Raw genomic sequence first — 25,483 nt, forward strand, 5'->3', positions numbered from 1 at the left:
GATGGGAATCTATCGAATATCGATAGGCCAGGCAAGTCCGGGGACGGCGAGTGGGCAGCGGTTTCACACCGCGGCAGGACACCGCCGCCGAACTCGGTCACACCGACCAATGGTTGGAGGTGACCGGACCCGTCAGCAGTGATCGAAAGCACCTTTGCCCAGCGGGAGATCCCGCTAGGGTGGCGTCCTGTGGAAGCAGTGAGCGGGGCGCTGATCGGGGGCCGGTACCAGCTTGTCGAGCTGATCGGCCAAGGCGGTATGGGCCGGGTGTGGCGCGGGCGGGACAGGGCTCTCGAACGGGACGTGGCAGTGAAGGAGGTGCTGCTCCCGCAGGGCCTCACCAGCGGCGAACGCGAGCACTTCCTCCAGCGCGTGGCGCGTGAGGCGCGCGCCGCCGCGCGGCTCAACCACCCCGGGATCATCACCGTGCACGACGTGGTCGAGCACGAGGGCGCGCCCGTCATCGTCATGGAACTCGTCACTGGTACGTCGCTGGGGGCGCTGCTCGCCCAGGACGGCGCGCTGCCGGTCCAGCGGGTCGCCGAGATCGGCGCGGCGATGCTGAAGGCGCTCCAACTGGCCCACGCGGCAGGCATCGTCCATCGTGACCTCAAGCCGGACAACGTGCTGTTGATGGGCGACCGGGTGATCATCACCGACTTCGGCATCGCGCACATGGCCGACGCGACCACGGCCCTCACCCGCACCGGCGCGGTCATCGGCACCCCGTCCTACATGTCCCCCGAGCAACTGGAGGGCAAGCCGCCGGCCCCCTCGGGTGACCTGTGGTCGCTGGGCGCGACGCTCTACAGCGCCGTCGAGGGCGCACCGGCGTTCCACGGGGACACCTTCAGTGCGCTCGTCATCGCCGTCGTCACCAAGGAGCCACGACCACCGGTGCGAGCGGGCGCCCTGCAGCCGCTGCTTGCCGTGCTGATGACGAAGGACCCGGCCCGCCGTCCCACGGCCGAGCAGGCACTTTCCGTACTGGACGGGGTGGCACGAACGGGAGCAGCGGTGCCTGCTCCGATCCCGATCCCGACCGCGACCGAGGTCGTGACTCCGGCGCCGGCCGGGGCGTGGCTCCCGCCCCAGCCGTCCCACGCACCGTCGATCGGCGCCCGGCCGCCGGCGCAGTCCTTCCCGCCCGTCGGCCCCGGCCTCCACTTCCAGCCGACGGCCGCCGCCGGAGCCCCGACCGGGGCCGGGGCCGGAGCTGGGGCAGGCTCGGAGGTCAGCCCCTTCGGGGCGGTGGTGCTGCGCTTCATCGGCTGCATGGCGCTGTTGTGGGCCCTCGGCTCCATACTGCCGTGGAACTATCTCGACACCGTGCCGTCCGAGCTCCTGCCCACGGTCCTCGCGATCACCGGCGTGTTCTCACTCATCAACGCGGTGCCCCGGCCCCGCTGGCACCCGGCGGTGGCCTGGCTCGTCTTCGTCGTGTTCGATCTGGCCCTGTACTTCTTCGTCAAGCAAGTTGTCGTGCCCGCGCTGTTTCACGGCGAGACCGAAACCGGCTTGAGCGACGTCCCGCGCGACATGGTCATCAACCTGTTGCTCTACGGCACCGGCGCCTGGCTCCTGTGGTGGAAGGTCCCCGGCAGCCGCTCCAACAGGGTCGCTGTGCGGTAGCCCGTTCAGGCCCGCGACCGGGCGGCGCGCCTCCCACCTGCGGCGCAAGAGCGGGCAGCGGGTAGGTTTCGGTGATGAAGAGTCGATGGATCGGATCCATGAGCCCGCTGGCGGTGCTGGCGCTCGCCTCGTGCGGCGCGGTGGACAGCCCCGCAGTATCAGGCGGTGCCACGGACGGTCCGGCACCACGTCCGACAGCCTCCACCCCGCTCACCCCGGCGGCGCCCAACGGAGTGGAACAGCTCGACTCCAAGGCACTGCTGTCACGGTCCTTCGCGGTGTACACCCAGGACGCCACATCGGTGCACGCGGTCACCTCCCGCCCGGCAGCCACCCGGGAACAGCCCGCGATCTCAGTACGGGTGGACCGCCAGAAGACCGTGCAGACCCCGCCGCACTGCGACGCCCGGCTCGACTACGGCCCCGGCGGGAAGGCCCGGTTCGGCATGGGCTCAGGACAGATGTGGGCCACGCTCGACGACACCTACTGGAAGAACACCGGCAACGGGCCCGGCGAACGCGGAACCCAGGCAGCAGGACACTTCACGGGACAGGCGATCACCGCCCCGTACCTGAGTCCCGACGCCCTCTCCTTCCGCACACTCACCGGGCCGTGCCAGACCCTGGCCGCCTTCAGGAACCACGACACCGACTACCCGGACATCACCACCTTCACCAAACGCACCCCCATCACCCTCAACGGGACACGCGTCATCCCGGTCGACATCACCGGCGACCTGGACAAGGCCGGCGCCCGCACCGTCTACGTCGCCCTGACCGGCAAGCCCTACCCCGTCCGCATCGACTACCAGGACGGCAGCCGCACCGACTTCACCGACTACGACCAACCCGTCACCGTCAACCCACCACCCACCACCCGATCGGTCGACCCCCGCACCGTCGCAGACTTCCTCGGCGTACCGCACAACACCCTATGGATCATCAGCAGCCAGAACCCGCCCCAACCAGGGCAATGAGCGACCCCGCACAACGCCCCGACCGGGCGCCACACCCCCGGCATCCGGTCAGCGGGTGGCGATGAGCTCGAGGGTGTCGATCACGCGGTTCGAGAAGCCCCACTCGTTGTCGTACCATGCGGCCACCTTGATGTGTCGGCCGTCGACGCGGGTGAGGGCCGAGTCGAAGATCGACGAGGCGGGATTGCCCGTGATGTCGGACGACACGAGCGGGTCGTCCGAGTACTCGAGGATGCCGGCGAGCGGCCCCTCCGCGGCGACGCGGTACGCCGCCAGCACGTCGTCCCGCGTCACGTCGCGGGCGACGGTCGTGTTGAGTTCGACGATCGATCCCACCGGAACGGGCACCCGGATGGAGTCGCCCGACAGCTTGCCCTCGAGGTTCGGCAGTACGAGGCCGATGGCCTTGGCGGCACCCGTCGTGGTCGGCACGATGTTGACGGCGGCGGCGCGGGCCCGGCGGGCGTCGCGGTGCGGGCCGTCCTGCAGGTTCTGCTCCTGCGTGTAGGCGTGCACCGTCGTCATGAAACCGTGCTCGATGCCGGCGAGCTCGTCGAGCACCGCGGCGAGCGGCGCGAGCGCGTTGGTCGTGCACGAGGCGTTCGAGATGATCGTGTGCACGGCCGGGTCGTACGCGTCGGTGTTGACCCCGAACGCGAGCGTGACATCGGCGCCGTCCGACGGCGCGCTGACGAGCACCTTCTGCGCGCCCGCGTCGAGGTGGGCGCGGGCGGCCTTGGCCGACGTGAAGCGGCCGGTCGCCTCGAGCACGATGTCCACGCCGAGTTCGGCCCACGGCAGCTGCGCCGGTTCGCGCTCGGCGAGCACCGTGATGCGACGTCCGTCGACGACGAGGGCGTCCCCGTCCCCGTCCCCGTCGACGGTGACCGGCCGGCCGAGCCGGCCGGCCGTCGTGTCGTAGGCGAGCAGCCGCGCGAGGGCGGCCGGCTCCGTGAGGTCGTTGACGGCGACGACCTCAAGGGTGCTGTCGCGCTCGAGCAGCACGCGCAGCGCGTTGCGCCCGATGCGGCCGAATCCATTGATGGCGATGCGAGTCATGAGTGGTGTCCCTTCGGTTCACCACCAGGTTCTCGCGCATCATCGGCCGGTGGCAGCGGCGTGATCGCCACGGTTCGAAAGGATCGCGCCACGTGGTGGCGGACTACTCGCCCCGGGTGAAGGTGCGCCGGTACTCGCTCGGCGTCGTGTCCAGGATGCGCTGGAAGTGCCGCCGCAGATTGGCACCGGTGCCGAGACCGACGTCGGCGGCGATCTGCTCGACGCTCCGCTCCGAACGCTCGAGCAGCTCACGGGCCATGTCGATGCGGGCACGCATGACCCACTGCATCGGTGTGTATCCCGTGTCGTCAACGAAGCGCCGCGAGAACGTGCGCGGCGACACCGCCGCATGCTGGGCGAGCCGCTCGAGGGTGAGGGGCTCGCCCAGCCGGAGAAGGGCCCACTCGCGGGTGGCCGCGAACCGCTCGCCGAGCAGCTCGGGCACGCTACGCGGCACGTACTGCGCCTGCCCGCCGCTGCGGTAGGGAGCCGCGACCAGGCGCCGGGCCGCATGGTTCGACGCGGCCACTCCGAGGTCGCCGCGCAGGATGTGCAGGCACAGGTCGATGCCCGAGGCCGCGCCGGCCGACGTCAGTACGCTGCCCTCGTCGACGAACAGAACGTTCTCGTCGACCTGCACGAGGGGATGCTTCGCCGCCAGCGCCCGCGTGTAGTGCCAGTGTGTTGTGGCGCGCTTGCCGTCGAGCAGGCCCGTGGCGGCGAGCGCGAAGGCGCCCGTCGAGATGGCGGCGAGCCGCGCACCCCGATCGTGCGCGGCGGTCAGCGCGTTCACGACGTCCTTCGGCGGGTCGTCGCGGTCCGGGAACCGGTAACCGGGGACGAAGACGATGGTGGCCCACACCAGCGCCTCGAGGCCGTGGGCGACGTGGTAGGACAGGCCATCGCCGCCGTTCACGAGACCGGGTGTCGCCCCGCACACCCGCACCTCGTAGGGCATGCTCGCGCGTGTCGTGAAAACCTGCGCGGGAATTCCGACATCGAGCGGCTTCGCACCCTGAAGCACGAGGACGGCGACCCGATACAGGCGAGAGGCTGGCACGGGAAAAGGGTACGTGGGGCGTGACGCCCAAAAGCTCCTCCGGGTCGCCGACGCCTGCCGGCAGCTCGTCCCCAGGGGGATGAAGCTGTACGTGTCGAACTCCTTCAGCTCCTTCAGCCTTTGCCGGCTAGGGCCTGTCCGGTCGATCATGGGCGGCCCAGGCGTCGTCTGGTGCGGTGCCTCGCAAGGCGCCGAAGCGCCCGTATACCGGTTGTATTCGGGCGTTTCGGCAACGCCGCGAGGGGCCGTGCCAGGCGGCGAAGGGGCCGTTCGTGATCGGCCGGACAGGCCCTAGCGCCGGGCGCTGTCGCGGACGTGGCGGGCAAGACCACTCCACCAGCCAGAGAGGTGCTGGGCGGGCGCGGCTTCGACCTGGTCCTCCATGAGGGCGGTGAGCAGGTCGAGTTCATCGGCCATCGCGAAGCCGTACACGAGCCGCTTGAGCACACGGTGCTGCTCAGCGGCGTCCGCGGCGGCCCTGGCATGCTGGTGGAAGACCGCGCGCCAGTAGGTTTCCGGGCTGCGGCCCCCGATGTGCCCCAGCGCGTGCACGGCCGCGAGGACGACCCCCTGGGGCAGGCCGCCCGCCAGGGTGAGGTCGGCGACCACGCAGCGCTGGCCGGGCTCGCCGAGCACGCGCAGAGCGTGCAGCACCGGAACGGCGCGCGCCTCGGAGCGTACGGTCGCGCTGTGCCGCAGTTCCGCTGCCAGGGCGATGGCGGTCTGCGATCCGTAGGGGCTGGCGTTGAGCAGCATCGCCGCATAGAGCCGGACATCGGCGACAGGGTGATGCAGGAGGTCGTCCACGATGCCGCTCAGTACGGCGGCCGCCGGTGGGGGCGCCTCATCGTCCCCCAGTTGGGCGACGAAGCGGCCGGTGATGATCGAGGCGGTGGCCGGATCGGCCAGCGAGCCGTGCGCGACGACGGTGCGAACGATGGGGTAGCGGTCGGCCGCGGTGGCGGTGAGCCGGGCGGTGTGGGCGGCGGACAGCGGCAGTCTGTGCAGGAGGACCGCAGCGGCCTCGACGGTGCACAACGGGAGAGCCACGCGCGCGCCGCTGGTGAGCAGGCCGTCCACCACGTCCACGAGCGTGCGGGTCTGCTCGGCGGTGAAGTGGCGTTTGCGCGTCTTGCGTGCGGCGGCGAGCAGGGCGCCGTACAGGCTGTCGGCGGTGGTGGGGTCGGTGAGCTGCCGTAGCACCGTCCGGCCGGCGTCGGGGTGCGGGCTGCCGTCCAGCGCGCACACGGCCTCGATCGAACCGGCGTGCTCGGACTGCTCCGCGACACCGGCGCAGACGGCGATGGCCTCCGGCCCCCAGAGCGGGTCGGCCATCAGCCGGCTCAGCGCCTCGAAGCGGCGCATCCAGGAACTGCCGTCCGACACCAGAGTCTCCTCCAGCAGCCTGTGCACCACCGCTTCGCGGATGCGGCCCGGGAAGACCCGCCCGCCGCCATAGGCCGCCCATCGGGTCAGTCCGTCCCAGTCGGCACCGGTGAGCACTCCCCCGTCCAGGACCTGATCGAGCAGCGGGTCGATGCGCCGGTCCCAGTCCGTGTCCGGCGCGCCATCGCCTCCGCGCAGGAACGCCGCCGCGGCGGGACCTCCCTCGTGGCGGGCGATGGTCTGGATCGGCAGGAGCAGACGGTGCGGGGCGAGGCCGAGCACATCCTCGTAGCGGCGGACACAGCCGGCGGTCACCGGCACGAGGCCGTTCTCCCAGCGGGACAGGGAGCTGGGGCTGATCCCGCCCGCGTGCCGCAGGTCCTTGCAGTAGGCGCGGGCGAACCCCGGCAGACGCCGCAGCCCGGTTTCGGCATGACGCAGTCGATGTGCCCGCAGCAGCCAGCCGGCCCGCACCTGCCACGGAGTCCACCGGATGACAGCCGGCCTGGCTGTAGCCGTTCGCACCACGTCGTCCCCCTCGCCCGCACGGGCTTCACCCATCGCTATCCGGGTCCCTCCAACGTGGCCCCCTTTCTCCGCCACGGCGAGACGGTTTCCGGACGCGCCGGACAGACCGGACGTAGCAGAGGTCGGGGCACGGCGGGGCGGCCGTTGCACGAGGAAATCCGGGGGGAAACACCGGACCCGAGAGGCGATCGACACCTCTACAAAGGAACCCAGGGAACGTGGCAGGAACCCGAGAAAGGGCGATAGACCATGATCACACAGCACAGCCGGGGAACCGGCGACAACGCCGCGACCAGCGGACGGGTACCGGCGCTGCCGAAGGCGGCGAGGACGGCGAGGATCCGACGGCGCAGCACGCTGATCGGGCTGCTCGCGGCGGCCGCCGCGCTGGCCATGCCGCTGGCCGTCAGCCAACCGGCCTCGGCCTCCGTCGGCGCCTGCTACAGCGGTGTCGACAGCGGCACCACCAACTGGGCCTGGGGCTCGTGCACCGGAGTCAGCGGCTCCAGCCACTGGCGGCTGCACGTGTCGTGCACGTTAGGAAGCACCCAGTACTCGAGCTGGTTCTACGGCAACGGCCGCACCGACGTGCAGTGCCCCTGGCCCAGCAACGTCCGCAGCACCCAGATCGACATCATCTACTGAGCCCACCGACGAGCCCACCCGATCCACTGAGCTCACAGGCGAGCCAACCCGGCCGGGCCTGTTCGTTCCTCCCACAGGAGCGGACAGGCCCGGCCGGCCCGAGTCCGACCGTCGATGCAGCGGAACGGCTGACGACGCCCAGCACTTGATCCCGGAAAACCCGTGCAGCGGTTGTCCCTAAGATCGATCGAGGTCTTGCAGGGGACGCCGATGCCCCTGTCACGGGATACCGGGAGGTTTCAACCATGCCGTACACACGTGCGCGACGTGCCGTTCTCGGCGGGCTCGCCGTGCTCACCGTCCTCCCGCTGGCGGCTTGCGGCTCTGGCGGTACCCCGACCTCACCGGCTCCGTCCGCCACGGCTTCGCGGCCGGATCCGGCCGCGAAGCCGTCCGTCGGCGACCTCCAGCGGCTCGAGCGCACGTACGGTGCACGGCTGGGGGTCTACGCGGTGAACACCGGCAACGGGAGGGAACTGGCCTACAGGGACACCGAACGCTTCGCCTATGCCTCCACCTTCAAGGCGTTCGCCGCCGCTGCCGTTCTGCGCAAGTACTCCCTGGCCGGCATGGACAAGGTGATCAAGTACTCCCACGACGACCTGCTGGACCACTCTCCGGTCACCGCGCGGCACACGGGAACCGGGATGACTCTGCGTGAGCTGTGCGACGCCGCAGTCCGCTACAGCGACAACACCGCGGCCAACCTTCTGTTCGATGCGCTCGGTGGGCCGAAGGGCCTGGCAGCAGCTCTCGCCCAGGCAGGCGACACCGCAACCCGGGTGGAGCGCCGCGAGCCCGACCTCAACGAATGGACCCCCGGCGCCACTCGGGACACCACCACACCCCGCGCATGGGCCGGCAACCTGCGGGCCTACGTTCTCGAGAACGCGCTCGGCAACGACGAACGCGCTCAGCTCACGAAGTGGCTGCGGACCAATACCACCGGCGACGAGCTGATCAGGGCAGGCATCCCCAAAGGCTGGACGGTCGGCGACAAGACCGGCGGAGGCGGTGTCTACGCCGTCCGCAACGACATCGCCGTGGTGTGGCCCCCCAACGCCGCGCCCATCGTCATGGCGATCATGACCAATCGCGGCACAAAAAACGCCCCCTACGACAACAAGCTCCTCGCGGAAGCAGCGTCCGTGATCGCCCGGAAACTGTCCTAGACGGTGGTCCCCGGCATGCCCGCGGTTGCCTGGAACACGATGACCATGGCGCCGCCGATGCACGGGATCAGGCCCCGCAGGACGTTCCAGCCCGTCCGGTCGGCGTCGTGCATGCGTCGGCAGGTGACGGCCGGCGTGGGCAGCGTCGTCGCGATGGCGTAGGTCGTGAGGATCCAGGGTCACCCATTCGGTCCAGCGCGGCTTCCGGCCCTGGACAGCCCAGCGCGTCCTGGGTGGCGCGGTGGGGACCGCGAGGCTCCTGTCAGCCGACTCTGCGGATTGCCAGGTCGGCATGGCTGCGTTGCCAGCAGGTTTACAGAATGGGCCATAAGGTCCTATTCATGAGCAATGGTCTGCCTGGGCGGGTTCGGACACTTCTGTTCGGCCTTGACGCCGCCCTCACCGTGACGGCGATGGTGCCTGCCGGGGCGTGGGGCGCGGAGCGGTGAACGCCGACGCCCTGGTGATCTTCGGCATCACCGGTGACCTGGCGCGCAAAATGACCTTCCGGTCGCTCTACCGCCTGGAGGCGACCGGGCTCCTGGACTGCCCGATCATCGGAGTCGCGCGCGAGGACTGGTCGCACGACCACCTCGTCTCCTCCCTGCGCGAGGCCCTGCACACGGTCGGCGAGCCGGTGGAGGCCGCTGCCTTCGAGCGGCTGGCCCGGCGGCTGACCTACCTGCAGGGCGACTTCGCCGACCCGGCTACGTACCAGGCGCTGGCCGGCCGGCTGAAGGGCGTCGAGAAGCCGCTGTTCTACCTGGAAATCCCGCCCTCGCTGTTCGCCCCGGTCGTGGAGGCACTGGGCGCGGCGAACCTCACCGCACAGGCCACGGTGATGCTCGAGAAGCCCTTCGGCCACGACCTGGCTTCCGCCCGAGCACTCAACGCACGCCTCCACCGGGTGCTCGCCGAGGAGCAGGTCCTGCGCATCGATCACTTCCTCGGCAAGCAGCCCGTACTGGACATCCAGTTCCTGCGGTTCGCCAACGCGCTCCTGGAACCGGTCTGGAATCGCGATCATGTGGCGGCCGTACAGATCACCATGGCCGAGGACTTCGGGGTCGAGGACCGAGGGGCGTTCTACGACCCGGTCGGCGCGCTGCGCGACGTGGTCCAGAACCACCTCCTCCAGGTGCTCGCCCTGATCGCCATGGAACCGCCGGTCGGCCCCGGACCCGACGCGCTGTGGGACAGGCGGGTCGATGTCTTCCGGGCCATGGCCGACGTCGATCCGGCCCGCTGCCTGCGCGGTCAGTACGAGGGCTATCTGGACGTCCCCGGAGTCAAGCCGGGGTCGTTGACCGAGACGTACGTCGAACTCGCCCTGGAAGTGGACAACTGGCGCTGGAGTGGCGTGCCGTTCTCCATCAGGGCGGGCAAGGCGCTGGCCGCCAGGATCACCGAGGTGCGTGTGGTCTTCAAGCGCCCGCCCCGGCTGGCCTTCCTGGACCAGCCCCAGCATCCCGACCCCAACGAGCTGGTGCTGCGGATCGACCCGGACGCGGGCCTGCGGCTCAACATGCTGTCCAAGAAGGCGTCCGGCCACTCGGCCGGAGACGTACACCTGGACCTGTCCTTCGCGGCCGAGCTCGGCAAGCCCCCCGAGCCCTATGAGCGGCTCCTCAACGACGCGCTGACCGGCGACCGTTCGCTCTTCACCCGACAGGACGTCGTGGAGGAGACCTGGCGCGTCATCCAGCCACTGGTGGATCACCCGCCCGCGCCGGTGCCCTACGAACGGGGTTCCTGGGGGCCTACACAGAACCCGGACCACACGTCCTGGCGGCTGCCCTGGCTCTCACAGCCCGGCCAAGGGCCTCAGCCGGAGTGAAGGATCCGAAAGCGAGCGGGTTCCGCCGGATCTCGATCGACGACTTGGATCGGCGGCCGGGCCCACTGCCAAACGTTGATGCCTGGCACGCGGGAGAACCGGATCTGCCCGCGGGTGCCTTCGACGGCAACGCGTGACCAGGATTCGGCCGTGCGCGCCCGGTCCTCGCCGTGGGAACGCAGCACATCAGCGAGGACGGTGACCGTGTCGTAGCCCTCGAAGGCGACGAACGACGGGGCTTCGCCAAGGCGCTCGCGGAGGGCCGTCCCGACTCGTGCGCCGAGTGGGGTGAGGCGCTCGGGCAGGTAGCGCAGGAACGGGATCCCGGCTCCGTCGTCGCCCAGCAACGTCGCCCATTCGGCGAACTCCGGTTGCCCGGCCGGAGCGCCCATCAGGATCTCGGCGAGGCGCTGGTCGCGGCGGACGGACCTGACGATCGGCACGGCCGGCTCCGGGTGGCCGACCAGGAGAAGGAGGGCGGTCGCGCGGTGGGCGACGAGTTCGTCGCACACGGCCGAGGGGGAGAGCGCGCGCATGTCGAGTTCGATGACGGTGCCGCCGCGCGGAGCGAGGTAGTCCCGCAGAATGCGGGTCCCCGATGCCCAGTAGACACTTGGCTCAGCTGCTACGGCGATTCGGGTGTGGCCCGCGCCGAGGAGGAAGTCCGCGTAGATCTGCCAGCCATGGGACTGTGCCGGAGCGAGGCGCGCGACCCATTGCGTCGGCTCTTCGGCGAGCGCGTCGAGAACCGCTGACGAGCAGAGGAACGGCAGGCCGAGGGCGTCGGCCCTGGCGGCGGCGGCGCGAGCCACGACGCTGTGATACTCCCCCGCCACGGCAGCCACGCCCAGACGATCCAGCTCATCCACGGCAGCGGCGGCCCGCTGGGGATCAGCCGCGGTGTCTCGGACCACCAGCTCGAGGGGCCGTCCGACGATCCCTCCGGCGTCGTTGACTTCGCGAACGGCCAGTTCGAGGCCGGAGAGCAGGTGTCGGCCCGCCTCGACCCAGCCGGGCCGAGTCAGCGGAACCAGAGCGCCGATCCGGACGGATGATCCGTCAGTCCGCTCCACTCCAGGTGGCGATGGTGGCGTAGTCATGCCGTGGCCTCTCCCGTGCGAAGCGTCGGTTGCAGTCCGCCCGGTACGCAGAGTGGCACGGCTGGGCCGTTACGCATTGATCTCATCGCGCCGTGGCGTGCGAACCTGGGTGACCATGCCGGACATTGCATCCACCAACATCGCCGGCAGGCAACCGATTATCTGTTCGCATGGCGGCAGACTGGCCGCGTGGTCGGCCGACGCCCAGCCCGGACACCCTCAATCCCGGCCCCTGCCCTTCTCGTTCCCCTTCCCCTTCCCCACAGTGTTCTCGCCGCGCGCCGGTGCGTGCCAGCGCGCGGCTTCGCCGTCCTCGCTACGCGGCAGCCGTCATGCGTGCGAACACCACCACATTGCTGTCGTAGTAATGCTTCTTCGGGTCGAACTCGCCGCCGCAGGTGACCAGTCGGAGTCCCGCGTAGTCGAGGTTCCTGTAGACCTCGAGCGTGGGGAACTTGGCCTTCGGATACTCGGCGACCCGGTCGACCGTGAACGTGGCCGTCTTGCCGTCCTGCCGGGTCACCTCGATGGTGTCGCCGGCTTTCATCGTCTTCAATTTCGCGAACACCGCCGCCGCACCGTTCCAGGTGACATGGCCGGCGATCACGGCCGGTCCCATGGAGCCGGGTGTGGGCCCAGGTTCGTACCAGCCCGCGAGATCGGGGTCCTTCGGGGCCTTCATGGCTCCGTCCTTGTCCTGGCGCAGCGTCTCCAGGTTGCTGGAGACGCCGAGGGACGGGATGGTGATCGTCTGCGGCTCGGATCGGGCAAGGGCGGGGGCGGCGTTTCCCGCGTTCGATCCGCCCTGCGATCCGGACCCCGGCGACGCGCTCCGGCCTCCGGCTGACGAGCCATCAGAACCGCCGCCGGCCGGTGCCTGGCCCTGCGCGGCATTCTGGGCCTGGCGCTCCGGGGGCGCGGCGGCGTCCCGGCCCGCGCACCCGGTCAGAGTCAGCGCGGCGAGGGTGAGGACGGCGGTCAGGCCGGCAACCCCGCGGCCTCTCGGTCGCGTCCGCCCGCCGCCGGTAGCGGCGTCCGGTGCGGGATGCGCGGTCGGTACGGAGGGGTGACCGGGCTTCACGCGGCGCTCCCCAGGGACTCCGTCCGGACGGCGAGCGCACGCCGGCGCCTCACGACGACCAGCGCGCCGACCACCGCCACGGATACGGCTGCCGCGCTCCCGGCCAAGGCCGTCGGCACCGCCGAGCTCTGCGGAGAACCGCCCCCGGTTTCAATACCGCCCACCGGGATGGACCCCACGGACGCGCCCATGACCATTCCGCAGTTGGTCGGAGCCGTGGCCTCCTGAGGGAGCTTCGGGTCGAGTTCGCTCGGCCCGGCTCCATCGAAGTCGTACTTGTCGTTCTTGTTGCGGTCGATGCCGTGCTGCACGATGTGCAGGTCCTTGATGTGGTCGACCACATCCTTCGAAACGGTGAGCGTCCGCTTGTAGGAGAGCTTTCCCTGCTTGTCGGAGACGGGCATGCGGTCCACGGCGAGACCGCTGGTCGCCAGGGTGTCGCCGGACGTGGTGAGCGAGATGTTGATGTTGCCGTAGTCCACGGTGGCCTCGGTGTTGCTGAGAACCCCGTCGGCGTTGGTGTCGTCGCTGGCGTCCGGGCAGTGGAAGTCATGGCCGTTGGTCGAGCCGTGCAGGTGCTGGGCCGAGGGCTGTCCGGGCACCATGCCCTCGGACTCGATCTGCACGGTCAGTTGGTTGCCCTTGATGCTCAGCATGGCCGTGCCCCGGGAACCGGAGTTGTTCAGCTGCTGCAGGTCGATCTGATAGGCCTTGCCGTCCTCCGCGAGAGCCGGTGAGGAGAGTCCCACGGTCAGGAACATGGCGGCAGGCAGGGCGGCGAACACCACGAGGCGACCGGTGCGCTTGGCTATCACATTCGCTCCTGTTCCGCGGCCTTCCCAGGGGAGGAGCCGCAGATCGTACGGGGGTGAAGCGAGATCCCGGGGAGGTTCTCTCTGCTTCTTCGGAGCCCCAACGCCGTTGGATTGGTGGTTCTTTGAAAACTTTCCGACCCGGATCGTCAGGATGCCGACGGGCGGGTGCGCAGTCCGTCGATGACGAGGCCGAGGATGCGTGCGGCGCGCTTCTGGCCGTCCGGTCCCGGGGGATGCGCCACAACACGCTGAGCTGCAGGAGCACGTCCTCGGGATCGGTTCCCGGTTTCAGGGTGCCTTCGGCGACGCCGGTGGCCAGCAGGACGGCGATGGCGCCGAGGATGGGCTCGTAGTTCTCGTCGTCGAGGCCGCCGTTGGTCGCGGCGTGGATCACTTCGGCCACACCGTATTTGAGCTGCCCGTAGCGGGCGACTTCGTCGAACCGGCGACGAGGGGCGTCCGGCGGGGGAAGTTCGGCCGCAAGGGTGTGCGCCAGGTCGATGACCTTCTGGATCTCCTGGTGGTACAGCCTGGATGACGCAGATGGCCCAGACACTGCGCGAGGGGCTGGGGGCCGAAGGTCTGAAGGTGTCGACCCGGCAGGTGCCCGACTTCCTGGTCAGGCTCGTCGCCCGGTTCCGCGACCCCTCGCTGCGCGAGATCACCCCCGCGTTGGGCCGCCGCAACCGCCACAGCACCGACAAGGCCCACCGGATCCTGGACTGGCAGCCCCGACCCGCCCCGGAGACCGACCTGGACCGCGCCCGAAGCCTGCTGGCCCACGACGCCCTCCGATGGGGCAACACGCCGTCAGCAGTAGCGAAGGGGACGCCACCTGATCTGTCCGTCAGCAGGCGTGACGGCGGACTTCGTCGAGAAGCTGGTCGATGTCGTCGGCACTGTGGGAGAAAGCGGTGACCAACCGGACGATTCCCGGTTCCCAGCGGTCGTGGTAGAAGGCGTACCCCTCGGCCAGGAGTCCTTCGGTGACCTGCTGAGGCAGGCGGCAGAAGAGGATGTTGGCCTGCGGCGTGGCCAGCAGGCCGGTGCCGGGGATCGCCTTGAGGCCGTCGCCGAGCCGGGTGGCCATCGCGTTGGCCTGGCGGGCGTTGTCCAGCCACAGGTCATCGGTGAGGTACGCGTCGATCTGGGCCGCGTGGAAACGCATCTTGGAGGCGAGCTGCCCGGCCCGTTTGGCGCGGAACGCGAGCTCGGCGGCGAGTGCGGGGTCGAAGCAGACGATGGCGTCGGCCGTCATCGCGCCGTTCTTGGTGGCACCGAAGGACAGGACGTCGATGCCGGCCTTCCAGGTCATCTCGGCCGCGGTGGCACCGAGATGGACCAGGGCGTTGGCGAAGCGCGCGCCGTCCATGTGGACGCGCAGTCCCGCGTCCTTGGCGATGGCCGACAGGCGACGGATCTCCTCCAGGGTGTAGACGCTGCCGCTCTCGGTGGCCTGACTGATGCTCACCACGGACGGCTGCACGCTGTGCACGTCACCGGCCCGGCGGCGCACCGCCGCCCGCAGCGCTTCCGGTTCGATCTTGCTGTCGGAGCCGGGGACACCGACGAGCTTGGCGCCGTTGGTGAAGAACTCCGGAGCGCCGCATTCATCGGTGTTGATGTGGCTGCCGGGGTGCGAGAGCACGCTCCCCCACGGCGGGGTGAGGGCGGCCAGGCTCAGGCCGTTGGCGGCGGACCCGGTGGAGACCGGGAAGACATCGACGTCCCGCTCGAAGATCGCGCCGAGCCTGCGGCGGGCGTTGTCGGTGAACGGATCGTTGCCGTACGGCAGGACCTGCCCGACGGCCGCGTCGGCGACGGCCCGGACTATCTGCTCGGACGCCCCGGCCATGTTGTCGCTGATGAACGCACGGCTGGCGGGAGTGATGGCAATGGTGTTGCTCATGAGGGGTGTTCCTTGGTCTCGCTCTGGTCCCGATGGGGGCGCTTCGTGGTCTCAGGTGCTGATGGGCGAGGCGAAGACGACGGTGATGTCGACTTCCTCGGCGCCGGTGCGGTAGAAGTGCGGGGCGTCCCCGGCGAAGGCGAGCATGTCGCCGGGCCCCAGATCCTGCGGGGCGTCGACGGGACCGGCGGTGACGTGCCCGGTGGCGATGAGCAGGTGCTCGATCGTGCCGGTGGCGTGCGGGACGCCGGCCAGCTCCGTGTCGGGCGGAATGCGCAGCCGCCAGATCTCCAGGCTGTTGCCGCTGCTGATGCGGCGCAGCAGTTCCCGGGAGACCTCGCCGGGCTCGATGTCCGTGCCCGGCCGGAAGACCGGCCCGGTGTCGGCGTCACGGGCCAGCAGGTCGGCGATCGGGATGCGCAGGGCGATCGCGATCGCGTCCAGGGTGTCGATCGTCGGATTGCCGTTGCCGGCCTCCAACTGCGACAGCGTGGCCTTGCTCAGCCCGGCGCGCCGGGCCATCTCCGCGGCACTCATGCCGCGCTGCTGCCGGCGCAGGCGGATCTTCGCGCCGACCGCGGCCGCGGTACTGCTCACCGGCTGGCGGCCGGACGGCGGGGGTGTCATCCCTGGCTCCTGTGCGTCGCGGTCTTCATTGCTGTGTGCATTGCGGTGCAGAACACGCGGATACGGCCCTTACGGCCGCCCAGGGCGTCCCGTCCCTCTCGCCGACCGCGATCACTCGCGTATCCACGTGCTCCAGGTGCAGGTAGGTGTCATCGAGGTGGGCGCTGACCTGTGCGCCGACCCGTAAAGACTCGATCGGGTGAACCATGCGTTCACTATACCGAACCCATCGAGGCAGTAGACCCAGCGTTCGTTTTAGTGAACGATCCAGCGGACTCTGCGCTGGCACCCCCAGCGCGCCAGGCTCCCGCGCACACGTTCCCGCAGATGACGGCGAGGACCAGCCCCGCCTGGCTACCCCCCACACAGTCGACCGTTGCGCACGGCTCAACCGCTCACCAGGGACCGGACCGGATCAGCTTGTAGGTGTTCAGGCCGGTGGCCAAGGCTCAGCCGCGGCCCAGGCCCAGGTGGCGTCGTCGACACCGAGCGCGGCGCGGAAGGCAGCTCGGCTCCCGGCGGACATCAGGGTGAAGGCGATGGTCAGGTCGCAGGCCGGATCGCCGATGCCGAGCCCGCCGAAGTCGATGACCGCGCCGAGGCGTCCGTCGCTGGTCAGCAGGTTGCCGGCGTGGGGAAACCGCCGTGGAACCAGACCGGAGGTCGATCCCAGGCGGGGGCGTCCAGCGCCGCGTCCCACAGCTCTGTCACATCCACCGCACACAGAGTGGGCGGTCCCTGAACCGCCGCAATCCGGTCCGACGTTGTCTCCGCAGTCCTCATCGCAAGGGGAGGCAGGGTCAGTTCGGCCCGGCAGTGCCGCCCGACGTTGTTCCGGCCTGTGTGTGGAGGACCTCGCGGGCCTGCTCGGCGGCGCGGGTGATGCTTTCGCTGACGAAGTCGAGGAAGCGGGCGATGTTCTCCAGGCGGGCCGCAGCCGGAGTGTCGGAGCCGAGGATGCCCACGCCCTGCCGCGCGGTCTCGATGATCTGGGCGTTGGACCGGGCGCTGGCCACCATCGCCTGGTACCAGACGTCATCGTCGACGACGTAACGCTCACGACGGCGTTCGTCGCGTTCGCGGCGGATGAGGCCTTGACCGTCGAGGAACGTGATCGCTTTGGAGATGGATGCCGCGCTGACCTGCAGGCGCTCGACGAGTTCGGATGCGGTGAGGCTGCCCGCGTCAGTGGTGTAGAGGCAGACCAGCACCCGGGCCATCATCTTGGGCGTGCCCGCCTGCATCAGGACGGTGGTGAACACCTCCTCGTACGCGCGCACCGCCTCGGCGTCCCGCCCATGGGGTTGCGGAGGCGCCTCCGACCCCCGGGGCGTGGCCGGGCTGCGCCGGTGGGTGCGGTGTTCGGTGGCGCGGTGGGCAAGGTCGGCGCGGTAGGCGGTGGGGCCGCCGTTACGCGTCACCTCGCGCGTGATCGTGGAGGTCGGACGGTCGAGGCGTCTGGCGATCTCCGCGTAGGCGAGGTCGTCGGCCAGACCCAGCGCGATCTGCTGGCGTTCCTGCTGAGTGAGCCTGCCTCCCGGCATCGCGGTCTCCTTAGGGCTCCGTGGTGCCTCAAGTGTAGCGTTCACTCTCAACTCATTGCAACGCCAGAGCGTCGATCGTTGCATTCAATTCCGGAGCCATTGCAACGATTTACCGGCCCCTACCTGGGCTTATTCTATTGATGCGCAACGCCTATGTTGTCAGATTACTGAACGCAACGTAGCGTTTCCCTCATCGGAAACAACGAGTTGCAGGAGAACATCATGCAGAAGTTCGACACCCCGACCCCGATCTCCGCCGTCCTGAACATCCCCGCGGGACGCGTCCGGTTCATCGCTGCCGACCGCGCCGACACCACCGTCGAGATCCTGCCGGCGGACCCCACGAAGAGCCGCGACGTGAAGGCGGCGGAACAGACCACGGTCGCATACGACCACGACGTCCTGCGGATCGAGGCCTCACCGGCGAAGAACCGGGTCCTCGGCAACAGCGGATCCATCGAGGTGACCGTCCAACTGCCCGCCGGCTCTCACATCGAGGCCAAGACCGCCAGCTCCGAGCTCCGCGGTGTCGGACGCCTCGGCGACGTCGCCTTCGACGGCGCGTACCGCCAGATCAAGCTCGACGAGGCCGCAAGCGTCCGCCTCACCGCGATCGACGGCGACGTCGAGATCGGCCGGCTGGGCGGCCCCGCGCAGATCAGCACCGCAAGGGGCGACATCCGCATCACCGAAGCCGCCCGTGGCACCGTCACGCTGCACACCCAGGCCGGCGAGATCTCGGTCGGCGCCGCCCGCGGAGTCTCCGCCAGCCTCGACGCCGGCACCACCTACGGCCGCATCCACAACACACTCAAGAACACCGAGGGCACCGCCGACCTGGCCATCCACGCCACCAGCGCCCACGGCAACATCACCGCCCACAGCCTCTGACTCCTACGCGACCGACCAGGCCACCGCAGCGAACAGGCTGCGGTGGCCTACATCCGCCAGGCGGTACGCAACAGCATCGCTTCCGTGGGCCCCGCTCCCGCTCCCGCCCGAACTTCTCCTACTTGCTCATCGCGAAGCGCATCAGGGCCATCTCGTCGCCCTGCTTGATCTTCCCGGTCTCGTTTATCACCTGGAGCTTCCAGCCCGCGCCGTTGCGGATCGCCTTGGCCACGGCGCACCCGTTGTCGTTGCTGAGCAGGCTCGGCCAGATGTCGGCGACCTGCTGGGTGCTGCCGCCCGTCGCGTCGTACACCTTGAAGCTGATGTTCCGCGCCTTCTGGAAGGCGCTGTGCTTCTTGTACGCGGCGGCGACGAACACGATGGAGGTGATGTTGGTCGGCACCCGGGCGAAGTCGACGGTCACCGTCTCATCGTCGCCCTCCCCACGGCCGGTCTGGTTGTCCCCGCTGTGCACCAACGATCCGTTGCCCAGCGGATCCAGGGAGTCCAGCCCGGCCAGCCGCACCGGCTCCGTCCCCTGCATGGCGATGGCGATCAGATCGAGGTCGGTGCCGGTCTTCTGCCGGAGCTTCCCCATCAGTCCACCGCTGCTTCCGACGGTCGGGTCCCAGGACACCCCGATGGACAGGTGGGTCACCCCGTCCAGATCCGCCGGGCCGTCTTCCTTCGTGAGCGTGATCATGCGTGATCCTCTTGATGATGAGACTGCGTACCAGCAGTGTGCCTGGTGCCATCGCCGACCGGCCCACCAGGTCCAGGAAAGCAGCGCTCGCCGCGCCGTTTCAAGACCTCTGAGGTGCGTCGTCACCGACCGGCCCGCGGTCCCTTCGAGGGCGAGCACGGGTCGGCGGTTACGTACGGTGGCGTGTTGTGACGCATCAATGACCGCGGTGACATCCGCGAAGGCGCCCGGAGCCGAGCTGGTGCCGGGCCGCGCCGTGACCGGCCGCGGGCCCCGGCCATAATTCGCTTGACCCGGCCACGCGTCAACGCTGCACTGTGGCGGGGCACCATGAGTCGTGGTGCCGGTAGCTCGAGGAGACAGCGGCAGCAATGGAGATCCGTCCCACGACCGACCAGGACCTCGACGTCTTCGTCGACACCCTCCATGCCGCGTTCGGGCGCTTCCCGGAAACCCCCACCGAGGGCGGCGGGGTCTGGTGGTCGGCGCTGGAAATGGACCGCAACCTGCTCGCCATGACGGCGGACGGGCGGCCCGTCGGCACTGCCGGTGCGTATTCCTTCGAGCTCACCCTGCCCGGTGAAATCCTCGCCCCGGCCGCCGGAGTGACCGCAGTCGGCGTCCTGCCCTCGCACCGACGGCAGGGTGTGCTCAGCGCGATGATGCGGCATCAGCTCACCGAGCTGCGGGCCCGAGGGGAGTTCCTCTCCGTACTGCTGGCCTCGCAGGCCCTGATCTACCGCAGGTTCGGCTACGGGCCGGCGACCTACACGCAGCGGCTGACGGTGCCGCGCCACCGAGCGGCCCTCGCCCTCCCCCGGGCGCGCGCATCGGCCGACGTCTCAACCACCGTCACAACCACCGGCCCGGACACCGGCACCGGCACGGGATCGGCCGACGTCCCAACCACCGGCACCGGCCAGGACTCCGGCACCGGCTCGATCGAGCTGCTCCGGCGTGCCGAGTGCGGCGAGATCCTCGAAGAGGTCTACGACCGGTACCGACGCGCACAGCCCGGCGCGCTGTCCCGGCCGCATCGCTGGTGGGCCCTGGGCGCGGGGCAGCCCCCGATCTCTCCGGCGCCGCGCTATGTCGCCGTCCACCGGGACGCCGACGGCACTCCGGACGGGTACGCCAGCTACTCGCTCGACAAACCCGGCACCTTGACGGTCGACGAGACCATCGCCACCGCCGACGCCGTCTCCACGGCGCTGGCCCGGTTCGTCCTCGAACACGACCTGGTGACCCAGGTCGTGTTCAAGCACTTCCCGCCCGGCCACCCGCTGCGCTGGCAGCTCGCGGACTTCCGCGCCGGCGAGGTGAGCGGCGACACCGACTGGCTCTGGGTGCGGCTGCTGGACATCCCGCGTGCGCTGACCGCGCGCGGCTGGTTCATGGACGGTGAGCTCGTCCTCGACGTCGACGACCCGTTCCTCGGCGAGCACGGCCGCTACCTGCTGACCGTCCGGGACGGCAAGGCCGACTGCGTCCCGACGGACCGGGAGCCCGACCTGTCCCTGGACGTGAGCGACCTGGGCTCGGTCTACCTCGGCGGCACCGCCCCGAGCACGCTCGTGCGGGCCGGACACATCCGCGCCCACCGCCCGGGCGCGGCCGCCCTCGCCGACGCCCTCTTCCGCGCCGAACGCTCCCCGCACTGCCTGCACTGGTTCTGACCCCGCGCTCGCCGACCCCGCACAGGACGCGATCGCGTGGCGCGTCGCTCTTCAGCATGCGGCCGACGATCGACTCCCGGGTTCTCTCCGTACACTGACGGGCATGGCATGCCGCATCAGTGAACTGGTCATCGACTGCGCCGATCCCGAGCGGCTCGCGGCGTTCTGGAGCGGGGTCCTCGGCTACGTCGAACTCGGCCGGGAGGACGACGGAAGCATCGAGATCGGCCCGCCCGACGCCGGTTTCGGCGGCCCGCAGCCCACCCTCGTCCTCAGCCCCAGCAGCGACCCTCGGTCCGGGAAGCTCCCGCTGCACATCGACGTCAACGCCACCGACCGCGACCAGGACGCCGAGCTGGAACGGCTGCTCGCCCTCGGCGCCAGGCCCGCCGACGTCGGCCAGTCCGGCACCGAGAGCTGGCACTGCCTGGCCGACCCGGAAGGCAACGAATTCTGCCTCCTGCGCACCCGGCTCCAGCCCCTCTGACCACCTGAGTCCTCGCGTGCCCCGAGCCCGATGAACAGGGGTGGCAGGCTGCCACAGTCACCCCACGCGCAACCGGCGACCCTGCAAAGGCGTCGCACAGCACATGGAACGTGAATGGCAATGGCCCGATACGACCCGGAAGACCCCCGCCGGTTTGCGATCACGGGGTGGGACGTAGCGACCGTCGACCTGCTGTTCACCATGTCGGGGTCCGTGTTCACAGCGGGCACGTCGGTGGTGTTGCTCGTCCGCGTGCTCACTCTCTGACGGCGGCCGACTCGATCGTGCTGTTGGCGCGGGCTTTCCAGAGCAAGGTCCGGGCCTCGCGGGTGTCGAGCTCGGTCAGGCCGACGGCCGCCCGGATTCGCAGGGCCTCGTCGGGGCTGTTGAGTTGGGCGCCGAGAGTCGGCAGAGCGGCGGGAGATCGGGCGGCCCCGATGAGTTCGAGCAGCCAGCGGCGCAAACCCTGATCGTCCTGCTCCTGTGCGAACTGCTCGAGAAGCTCGTCGAGATGCTCTGCGGCATGCGGGAGGAGTTGGTGGAACCCGTCCTCGCGGCGTTGCGGATCGCGAGTTCGCATCAACCGCATCGCCTCACGGAACCTCTGCGTCACGCCCGTCAGGCTACGACCACGACCGGGGCCGTGACCCCGAAATGCGCACGTCGATCGGAACGACGCGCCCAAGCCCACGCACTGCGCCACCGCGGGCGCTGCGAACGATCGCCACATCCCTGACCCCCAGTGCGGGCCCGATGGGTGATGTTCGTGCGGGTCGGCGGGCTGCTGGGCCGGTGCGCGGGAACGCCCGGCCGATACTGCGGCCATGAGACCCGCCCGCCCGATCACCCTGCTGCGCCTCGCCGCGGCCACCGCCCTCCTCGCCCTCTGCGCCCCGATCACGACCGCCAGCGGTGCGGCGGGCGACGGCGGCCACCACCGACCCTGCGTCAGTTCTCCGCGGCCCGACCGCGGCCCGGCACGGGACATCCTGCGGATCGCCGAGCAGGCCAAGGCAGAGATGGACCTCAAGTCCGTGATCCTGCGGGTCACGGTCGACGGTCGCGAGGTCATCACCACCGCGCTCGGCGAGTCGATGACCGGCGTCCCGGCCGAGCCGGCCATGCACTTCCGGAACGGCAACGTCGCGATCAGCTACATGGGCACGGCGCTCCTGCGGCTGGTCGACGAGGGCAAGGTCGGCCTCGACGATCCCGTCGCGCGCTGGCTGCCCGGCCTTCCGCACGGCGACCGGATCACCCTGCGCATGCTCGGCGCCTCCACGTCCGGCCTCATCGACTACGTCACCTCCCCCGGATTCTCCGACACCGTCTACGCGGACCCGTTCCGCCAGTGGACGGCCAAGGAACTGGTGGCCATCTCGACGAGCAAGCCCCTGTGGTACGAGCCGGGTACCAACTGGAGCTACTCGCACGCCAACTTCGTCCTCCTCGGCGCCGCCCTGGAGAAGATCACCGGGAAGCCGCTCGACGTCCTGCTCCAGCAGCAGGTCATGGGCCCGCTCGGCCTGAGCGAGACCCGCAACAGCTTCACGCCCGACATTCCGACACCCGTCCTGCACGCCTTCACCGCCGAACGCGGGACGTACGAGGAGTCCAGCTTCTGGAACCCCTCATGGAGCACCGCCCCCGGCGCGGTACAGACCACCGACATCTGCGACCTGGCCCGCTCGGCCGTGGGCATCGGCTCGGGCGAGTTGCTCTCCCCGTCCGCGTACCAGGAACTGCTGAACCCGGGAACGGTGGGCCTGGGGCACCCGACCAAGACCTGCCCGGCGACGATCTGTATCGCGAACACCGAAGCCACCCACTACGGCATGGGTCTGCTCGTCCTGAACGACTGGATCTCCCAGCACCCGTTGTTCTTCGGCTACACCGCCGCCCAGGCCTATCTCCCGAGCGAGCACCTGGCCATCGCGGTCTCGACCACCAAGGGCCCCCACACCCCTGACGGCCACACGGCCCAGACGATCACCCAGCGCATCGCCGCCGCCCTCGTCCCGGGCCACCCGATCCCCGACTTCGGCTGAGCCGTCCCCGAACGGAGACCGGTGCCGGGGCTCCCGAGGCCGATGCGGCACAGCAACACACGGATCCTGACAAGCGTGCGCGTCCGGTGGGACCTGGACGAGGACGACGACCGCTGATCCGGGTTCCCGATGCGAGTGAGCCTCCCAACCCTGCCAGGGGCGGGAGGCTCACTCGCGCACGCCATGATCCGAAAGACATACGCTGGGCCGGTGCCGGCCCGGCACCGGCCTCGACCCACCCAGGAGGGCACACCATGCTCGATCCCGCCCGGCAGTACCCGTTTCCCGACGCCCTCGGACCGGACGAAGCGCCCGCACCACACGCACTGCTCGCCCCGGTGAGCGGGTTGCTGGGGACCTGGGCCGGCCGGGGCCGCGGCGGGTATCCGACGATCGGTGGGGAGTTCGAGTACGCACAGGAGGTCACCTTCAGCCATGACGGGCGGCCCTTCCTCCACTACGAGGCGCGCGCCTGGCTGCTCGACGCGGACGGCGCCCCGCTGCGGCCGTCGGCCCGGGAGTGCGGCTGGTGGCGCATCCAGCCCGAGGGGCGCGTCGAGGCTCTGATCACCCAGCCCACCGGCATCGCGGAGATCTCCGTCGGGAGCGCCGCAGAAGGCGTGATCGACCTCGCCACCGATCAGGTGGCCCTCGCCCCCACCGCCAAGAAGGTCACCGCCACCCGCCGTCGCTACACCCTGGCCGACGAGGACACCCTCGACTTCGTCCACGACCTGGCGGCCGTCGGCCAACCGCTCCAGCACCACCTCGCGGCCCGGCTCCGCCGCGAGCGCGCCGAGTAGCTGGTGTCCGACCGCGTCAGCGTCTCGTCCCCGCCCCGGGGCGGCGTACCCCGACAGCGCGTCTGCGTACGCCGCCCCGCCGACCGGGGTACCCGGCGCCGGCGGACCCTACTGCCCGGCATCCCCGTCAAGCGGCCGTAGGAAGCGGCGCTCATAGCGCTTGATGCAGCCTGTCGTGCGGGCCAATTGCATCGTCTCCTGGCATTCCGGGTCGGACAGGCTGTCCTTGCGGTACTGCTCGTACTCCGCGAAGCCGGGGAAGGAGAACAGGGCGTACGCGATATCGCTGTCGCCCTCACTCGGCAGGAAGTAACCGTGGTGCGTTCCGCCGAAGCGGTTGACGAGCCGGACCCAGCGGCGACCGTACTCCTCGAAGTCCGTGAGCTTGTCGGCGTCGATCTCATACTTCAGATGAATGGTGATCACGAGCGCCATGATGCCGCATCACCCGTGCGGGTCCGAGCCGGGCGGGAACTGCGAACCGCCGTCCCTTCGACAGGCGGCTCAGGCGCTCCGGCGTTTCACGCGGTGACGGCCGACGCCGAGCGCAGCGGTGCAAGCGCGGTGCTCCAGGCGATGACCTGGTCGAGCATCGTGTTCAGGGCGGACAGGTTGTAGTCGCCGGGCTTGAAGACGCTGAAGTTCTCGAACTCGGTGATGATCGACAGTGTGACCTGCTGGCGCACGTCGGCCATCTGGAGCTCGCCGGCGACCAGCCTCAGCTGTTCGACGGCGCGCACGCCGCCGACCCCGCCGTAGGACGCGAAGCCGACCGCCTTGTTGTTCCACTCGGCGTAGATGAAGTCCATGGCGTTCTTCAGCGAGCCGGGGATGCCGTGGTTGTACTCCGGCGTCACGATGACGATCCCGTCCAACGGCGCGATCGTGGCCGCCCATTGCTTGGTGTGATCGTGCTGGTACTGGCCGAGTGACGGCGGCAGTGGCTCGTCGAGGTGCGGCAGCGGGTGGTCACGCAGATCGATGAGCTCGAACGTGGCGTCGTCGCGGCGCGAGGCGATGTCGACTTCACGGCGGACTTCGGCCTCTCCCTCCTCGTCCTGATGCGCGCGTACCGGACCGTCGTCGCGCCGGCCCTCGACGACGTCCCGCAGGGCGCGCGCGGCTACCAGACGCTCGCCGTCGTCGTCCGAGGTGCCCAGCGGAATCAGCTCGCCCTGGCCACGTACCTGGGGATCGACCGCACGGTGATGACCTACCTGATCGACGACCTCGTCACGGCCGGCCTGGTCGAGCGCCGGCTCACCCCCGCCGACCTCCGCCAGCGCAAGATCGTCGCCACCGACCGGGGCGTCAACACCCTCCGGCAGCTGCAGCGGCAGGTACGGGAAGCCGAGAGCCGGCTCCTGGAGACACTCGATGAGAGTGACCGCCAGGCCTTCCGCACCCTGCTCAGCCGGATCGCCTGCGACGTCCGGGACATGGACGTGGCCGCTGCCCCGTGCGACGCCACATCCGACCCGCGCGACGTCGCCGGACCGTGAC

General features: G+C 69.9%; 26 protein-coding genes and 1 pseudogene. 12 read left to right on the plus strand and 15 right to left on the minus strand.

Going from position 1 to position 25,483, the window contains the following annotated elements; all coding sequences use genetic code 11:
* The first annotated feature begins 189 nt into the window (after window positions 1-189).
* Both LNW72_RS01995 and LNW72_RS02000 read left to right on the plus strand, forming a co-directional pair.
* Window positions 190-1,632, plus strand: coding sequence for a serine/threonine-protein kinase (locus LNW72_RS01995; protein WP_250973705.1), 1,443 nt, complete (start codon window positions 190-192; stop codon window positions 1,630-1,632).
* A 74-nt stretch (window positions 1,633-1,706) separates the two neighbouring features.
* Window positions 1,707-2,609 carry a hypothetical protein gene (locus LNW72_RS02000; protein ID WP_250973706.1) on the plus strand — a complete coding sequence of 301 codons (903 nt, stop codon included), beginning with the start codon at window positions 1,707-1,709 and terminating at the stop codon, window positions 2,607-2,609.
* Between the two features lie 48 nt (window positions 2,610-2,657).
* Here the strand turns inward: LNW72_RS02000 and gap are convergent, their stop codons facing one another.
* The 3 genes from gap to LNW72_RS02015 all read right to left on the minus strand — a co-directional run bounded on the left by gap (window position 2,658) and on the right by LNW72_RS02015 (window position 6,675).
* Window positions 2,658-3,668: a type I glyceraldehyde-3-phosphate dehydrogenase gene (gene gap / locus LNW72_RS02005; protein ID WP_250973707.1), complete on the minus strand. Its 1,011-nt coding sequence runs from the start codon at window positions 3,666-3,668 to the stop codon at window positions 2,658-2,660.
* Between the two features lie 103 nt (window positions 3,669-3,771).
* The gene (locus LNW72_RS02010) at window positions 3,772-4,728 is read right to left on the minus strand and encodes a GlxA family transcriptional regulator (RefSeq protein ID WP_250973708.1); all 957 of its coding nucleotides are present in this window, start codon (window positions 4,726-4,728) and stop codon (window positions 3,772-3,774) included.
* A gap of 291 nt (window positions 4,729-5,019) precedes the next feature.
* Window positions 5,020-6,675: a helix-turn-helix transcriptional regulator gene (locus LNW72_RS02015; protein ID WP_250973709.1), complete on the minus strand. Its 1,656-nt coding sequence runs from the start codon at window positions 6,673-6,675 to the stop codon at window positions 5,020-5,022.
* A gap of 216 nt (window positions 6,676-6,891) precedes the next feature.
* Here LNW72_RS02015 and LNW72_RS02020 point away from each other — a divergent pair, with 216 nt between their 5' ends.
* Both LNW72_RS02020 and bla read left to right on the plus strand, forming a co-directional pair.
* Window positions 6,892-7,287 carry a hypothetical protein gene (locus tag LNW72_RS02020; protein ID WP_250973710.1) on the plus strand — a complete coding sequence of 132 codons (396 nt, stop codon included), beginning with the start codon at window positions 6,892-6,894 and terminating at the stop codon, window positions 7,285-7,287.
* A gap of 245 nt (window positions 7,288-7,532) precedes the next feature.
* On the plus strand, window positions 7,533-8,459 hold the full coding sequence (bla, locus tag LNW72_RS02025; protein ID WP_250973711.1) for a class A beta-lactamase: 927 nt from the start codon (window positions 7,533-7,535) through the stop codon (window positions 8,457-8,459).
* Here the strand turns inward: bla and LNW72_RS02030 are convergent.
* A complete protein-coding gene (locus tag LNW72_RS02030; RefSeq protein WP_308402135.1) occupies window positions 8,456-8,632 on the minus strand; it encodes a DUF805 domain-containing protein in 177 nt (58 codons plus the stop codon). The two genes, bla and LNW72_RS02030, sit on opposite strands and share 4 nt — an antisense overlap.
* Before the next feature lie 272 nt (window positions 8,633-8,904).
* Here LNW72_RS02030 and LNW72_RS02035 point away from each other — a divergent pair, with 272 nt between their 5' ends.
* Window positions 8,905-10,296, plus strand: coding sequence for a glucose-6-phosphate dehydrogenase (locus tag LNW72_RS02035; protein ID WP_250973713.1), 1,392 nt, complete (start codon window positions 8,905-8,907; stop codon window positions 10,294-10,296).
* Here the strand turns inward: LNW72_RS02035 and LNW72_RS02040 are convergent.
* From LNW72_RS02040 to LNW72_RS02050, 3 genes are all read right to left on the minus strand, one after another.
* Window positions 10,284-11,396: an ABC transporter substrate-binding protein gene (locus LNW72_RS02040; protein WP_250973714.1), complete on the minus strand. Its 1,113-nt coding sequence runs from the start codon at window positions 11,394-11,396 to the stop codon at window positions 10,284-10,286. The two genes, LNW72_RS02035 and LNW72_RS02040, sit on opposite strands and share 13 nt — an antisense overlap.
* A 316-nt stretch (window positions 11,397-11,712) precedes the next feature.
* On the minus strand, window positions 11,713-12,477 hold the full coding sequence (locus tag LNW72_RS02045) for a class F sortase (RefSeq protein WP_250973715.1): 765 nt from the start codon (window positions 12,475-12,477) through the stop codon (window positions 11,713-11,715).
* Window positions 12,474-13,292, minus strand: coding sequence for a hypothetical protein (locus LNW72_RS02050; RefSeq protein ID WP_250973716.1), 819 nt, complete (start codon window positions 13,290-13,292; stop codon window positions 12,474-12,476). The genes LNW72_RS02045 and LNW72_RS02050 overlap by 4 nt, the downstream gene beginning before the upstream one ends.
* A gap of 199 nt (window positions 13,293-13,491) precedes the next feature.
* On the opposite strand from LNW72_RS02050, the gene LNW72_RS02055 reads away from it, so the two are divergent.
* Window positions 13,492-13,830: a hypothetical protein gene (locus LNW72_RS02055; RefSeq protein ID WP_250973717.1), complete on the plus strand. Its 339-nt coding sequence runs from the start codon at window positions 13,492-13,494 to the stop codon at window positions 13,828-13,830.
* 309 nt (window positions 13,831-14,139) lie between these two features.
* Here LNW72_RS02055 and LNW72_RS02060 read toward each other — a convergent pair whose 3' ends face one another.
* The 4 genes and pseudogenes from LNW72_RS02060 to LNW72_RS42005 all read right to left on the minus strand — a co-directional run bounded on the left by LNW72_RS02060 (window position 14,140) and on the right by LNW72_RS42005 (window position 17,372).
* The gene (locus tag LNW72_RS02060) at window positions 14,140-15,201 is read right to left on the minus strand and encodes a low specificity L-threonine aldolase (protein WP_250973718.1); all 1,062 of its coding nucleotides are present in this window, start codon (window positions 15,199-15,201) and stop codon (window positions 14,140-14,142) included.
* Window positions 15,202-15,252: 51 nt separating this feature from the next.
* Window positions 15,253-15,828 carry an XRE family transcriptional regulator gene (locus LNW72_RS02065; RefSeq protein WP_250973719.1) on the minus strand — a complete coding sequence of 192 codons (576 nt, stop codon included), beginning with the start codon at window positions 15,826-15,828 and terminating at the stop codon, window positions 15,253-15,255.
* Window positions 15,829-16,223: 395 nt separating this feature from the next.
* Window positions 16,224-16,635: pseudogene (locus LNW72_RS42000) on the minus strand (phosphotransferase); the annotation flags it as partial.
* Window positions 16,629-17,372, minus strand: coding sequence for a helix-turn-helix domain-containing protein (locus tag LNW72_RS42005; RefSeq protein ID WP_374117113.1), 744 nt, complete (start codon window positions 17,370-17,372; stop codon window positions 16,629-16,631). The pseudogene LNW72_RS42000 and the gene LNW72_RS42005, both read right to left, overlap by 7 nt.
* Before the next feature lie 222 nt (window positions 17,373-17,594).
* Between LNW72_RS42005 and LNW72_RS02085 the strand changes: the two genes are divergently transcribed.
* On the plus strand, window positions 17,595-18,263 hold the full coding sequence (locus LNW72_RS02085; RefSeq protein WP_250973720.1) for a DUF4097 family beta strand repeat-containing protein: 669 nt from the start codon (window positions 17,595-17,597) through the stop codon (window positions 18,261-18,263).
* 118 nt (window positions 18,264-18,381) lie between these two features.
* Here LNW72_RS02085 and LNW72_RS02090 read toward each other — a convergent pair whose 3' ends face one another.
* Window positions 18,382-18,966, minus strand: a complete 585-nt coding sequence (locus tag LNW72_RS02090) for a TerD family protein (RefSeq protein ID WP_250973721.1) — start codon at window positions 18,964-18,966, stop codon at window positions 18,382-18,384.
* Between the two features lie 371 nt (window positions 18,967-19,337).
* On the opposite strand from LNW72_RS02090, the gene LNW72_RS02095 reads away from it, so the two are divergent.
* Window positions 19,338-20,642 carry a GNAT family N-acetyltransferase gene (locus LNW72_RS02095; protein ID WP_250973722.1) on the plus strand — a complete coding sequence of 435 codons (1,305 nt, stop codon included), beginning with the start codon at window positions 19,338-19,340 and terminating at the stop codon, window positions 20,640-20,642.
* Between the two features lie 103 nt (window positions 20,643-20,745).
* A complete protein-coding gene (locus tag LNW72_RS02100) occupies window positions 20,746-21,129 on the plus strand; it encodes a VOC family protein (RefSeq protein WP_250973723.1) in 384 nt (127 codons plus the stop codon).
* A gap of 256 nt (window positions 21,130-21,385) precedes the next feature.
* Here LNW72_RS02100 and LNW72_RS02105 read toward each other — a convergent pair whose 3' ends face one another.
* On the minus strand, window positions 21,386-21,742 hold the full coding sequence (locus LNW72_RS02105; protein WP_250973724.1) for a HEAT repeat domain-containing protein: 357 nt from the start codon (window positions 21,740-21,742) through the stop codon (window positions 21,386-21,388).
* Between the two features lie 211 nt (window positions 21,743-21,953).
* Between LNW72_RS02105 and LNW72_RS02110 the strand changes: the two genes are divergently transcribed.
* Together LNW72_RS02110 and LNW72_RS02115 are read left to right on the plus strand one after the other, a co-directional pair.
* Window positions 21,954-23,177, plus strand: a complete 1,224-nt coding sequence (locus LNW72_RS02110; protein WP_250973725.1) for a serine hydrolase domain-containing protein — start codon at window positions 21,954-21,956, stop codon at window positions 23,175-23,177.
* Between the two features lie 254 nt (window positions 23,178-23,431).
* Window positions 23,432-23,980 carry an FABP family protein gene (locus tag LNW72_RS02115; protein WP_250973726.1) on the plus strand — a complete coding sequence of 183 codons (549 nt, stop codon included), beginning with the start codon at window positions 23,432-23,434 and terminating at the stop codon, window positions 23,978-23,980.
* 108 nt (window positions 23,981-24,088) lie between these two features.
* Here LNW72_RS02115 and LNW72_RS02120 read toward each other — a convergent pair whose 3' ends face one another.
* On the minus strand, window positions 24,089-24,406 hold the full coding sequence (locus LNW72_RS02120) for an NIPSNAP family protein (protein WP_250979984.1): 318 nt from the start codon (window positions 24,404-24,406) through the stop codon (window positions 24,089-24,091).
* Window positions 24,407-24,501: 95 nt separating this feature from the next.
* Window positions 24,502-25,092, minus strand: coding sequence for an NAD(P)H-dependent oxidoreductase (locus tag LNW72_RS02125; protein WP_250979985.1), 591 nt, complete (start codon window positions 25,090-25,092; stop codon window positions 24,502-24,504).
* Here LNW72_RS02125 and LNW72_RS02130 point away from each other — a divergent pair.
* Window positions 25,042-25,482: a MarR family transcriptional regulator gene (locus tag LNW72_RS02130; RefSeq protein WP_250979986.1), complete on the plus strand. Its 441-nt coding sequence runs from the start codon at window positions 25,042-25,044 to the stop codon at window positions 25,480-25,482. The genes LNW72_RS02125 and LNW72_RS02130 overlap by 51 nt on opposite strands.
* The last annotated feature ends 1 nt before the right edge of the window (window position 25,483 follow it).

This window comes from Streptomyces sp. RKAG293 (assembly GCF_023701745.1).
Taxonomy (GTDB): Bacteria; Actinomycetota; Actinomycetes; order Streptomycetales; family Streptomycetaceae; genus Actinacidiphila.

Coding starts and splice junctions, on each gene's coding strand:
- LNW72_RS02015 (WP_250973709.1), bottom strand. CDS start 6,675: ATGGGTGAAGCCCGTGCGGGCGAGGGGGACGACGTGGTGCGAACGGCT.
- LNW72_RS02095 (WP_250973722.1), top strand. CDS start 19,338: ATGGAGATCCGTCCCACGACCGACCAGGACCTCGACGTCTTCGTCGAC.
- LNW72_RS42005 (WP_374117113.1), bottom strand. CDS start 17,372: ATGCCGGGAGGCAGGCTCACTCAGCAGGAACGCCAGCAGATCGCGCTG.
- LNW72_RS02040 (WP_250973714.1), bottom strand. CDS start 11,396: ATGACTACGCCACCATCGCCACCTGGAGTGGAGCGGACTGACGGATCA.
- LNW72_RS02130 (WP_250979986.1), top strand. CDS start 25,042: ATGCGCGCGTACCGGACCGTCGTCGCGCCGGCCCTCGACGACGTCCCG.
- LNW72_RS02100 (WP_250973723.1), top strand. CDS start 20,746: ATGGCATGCCGCATCAGTGAACTGGTCATCGACTGCGCCGATCCCGAG.
- LNW72_RS02115 (WP_250973726.1), top strand. CDS start 23,432: ATGCTCGATCCCGCCCGGCAGTACCCGTTTCCCGACGCCCTCGGACCG.
- LNW72_RS02085 (WP_250973720.1), top strand. CDS start 17,595: ATGCAGAAGTTCGACACCCCGACCCCGATCTCCGCCGTCCTGAACATC.
- LNW72_RS02060 (WP_250973718.1), bottom strand. CDS start 15,201: ATGAGCAACACCATTGCCATCACTCCCGCCAGCCGTGCGTTCATCAGC.
- gap (WP_250973707.1), bottom strand. CDS start 3,668: ATGACTCGCATCGCCATCAATGGATTCGGCCGCATCGGGCGCAACGCG.
- LNW72_RS02000 (WP_250973706.1), top strand. CDS start 1,707: ATGAAGAGTCGATGGATCGGATCCATGAGCCCGCTGGCGGTGCTGGCG.
- LNW72_RS02020 (WP_250973710.1), top strand. CDS start 6,892: ATGATCACACAGCACAGCCGGGGAACCGGCGACAACGCCGCGACCAGC.
- LNW72_RS02065 (WP_250973719.1), bottom strand. CDS start 15,828: ATGACACCCCCGCCGTCCGGCCGCCAGCCGGTGAGCAGTACCGCGGCC.
- bla (WP_250973711.1), top strand. CDS start 7,533: ATGCCGTACACACGTGCGCGACGTGCCGTTCTCGGCGGGCTCGCCGTG.
- LNW72_RS02090 (WP_250973721.1), bottom strand. CDS start 18,966: ATGATCACGCTCACGAAGGAAGACGGCCCGGCGGATCTGGACGGGGTG.
- LNW72_RS02110 (WP_250973725.1), top strand. CDS start 21,954: ATGAGACCCGCCCGCCCGATCACCCTGCTGCGCCTCGCCGCGGCCACC.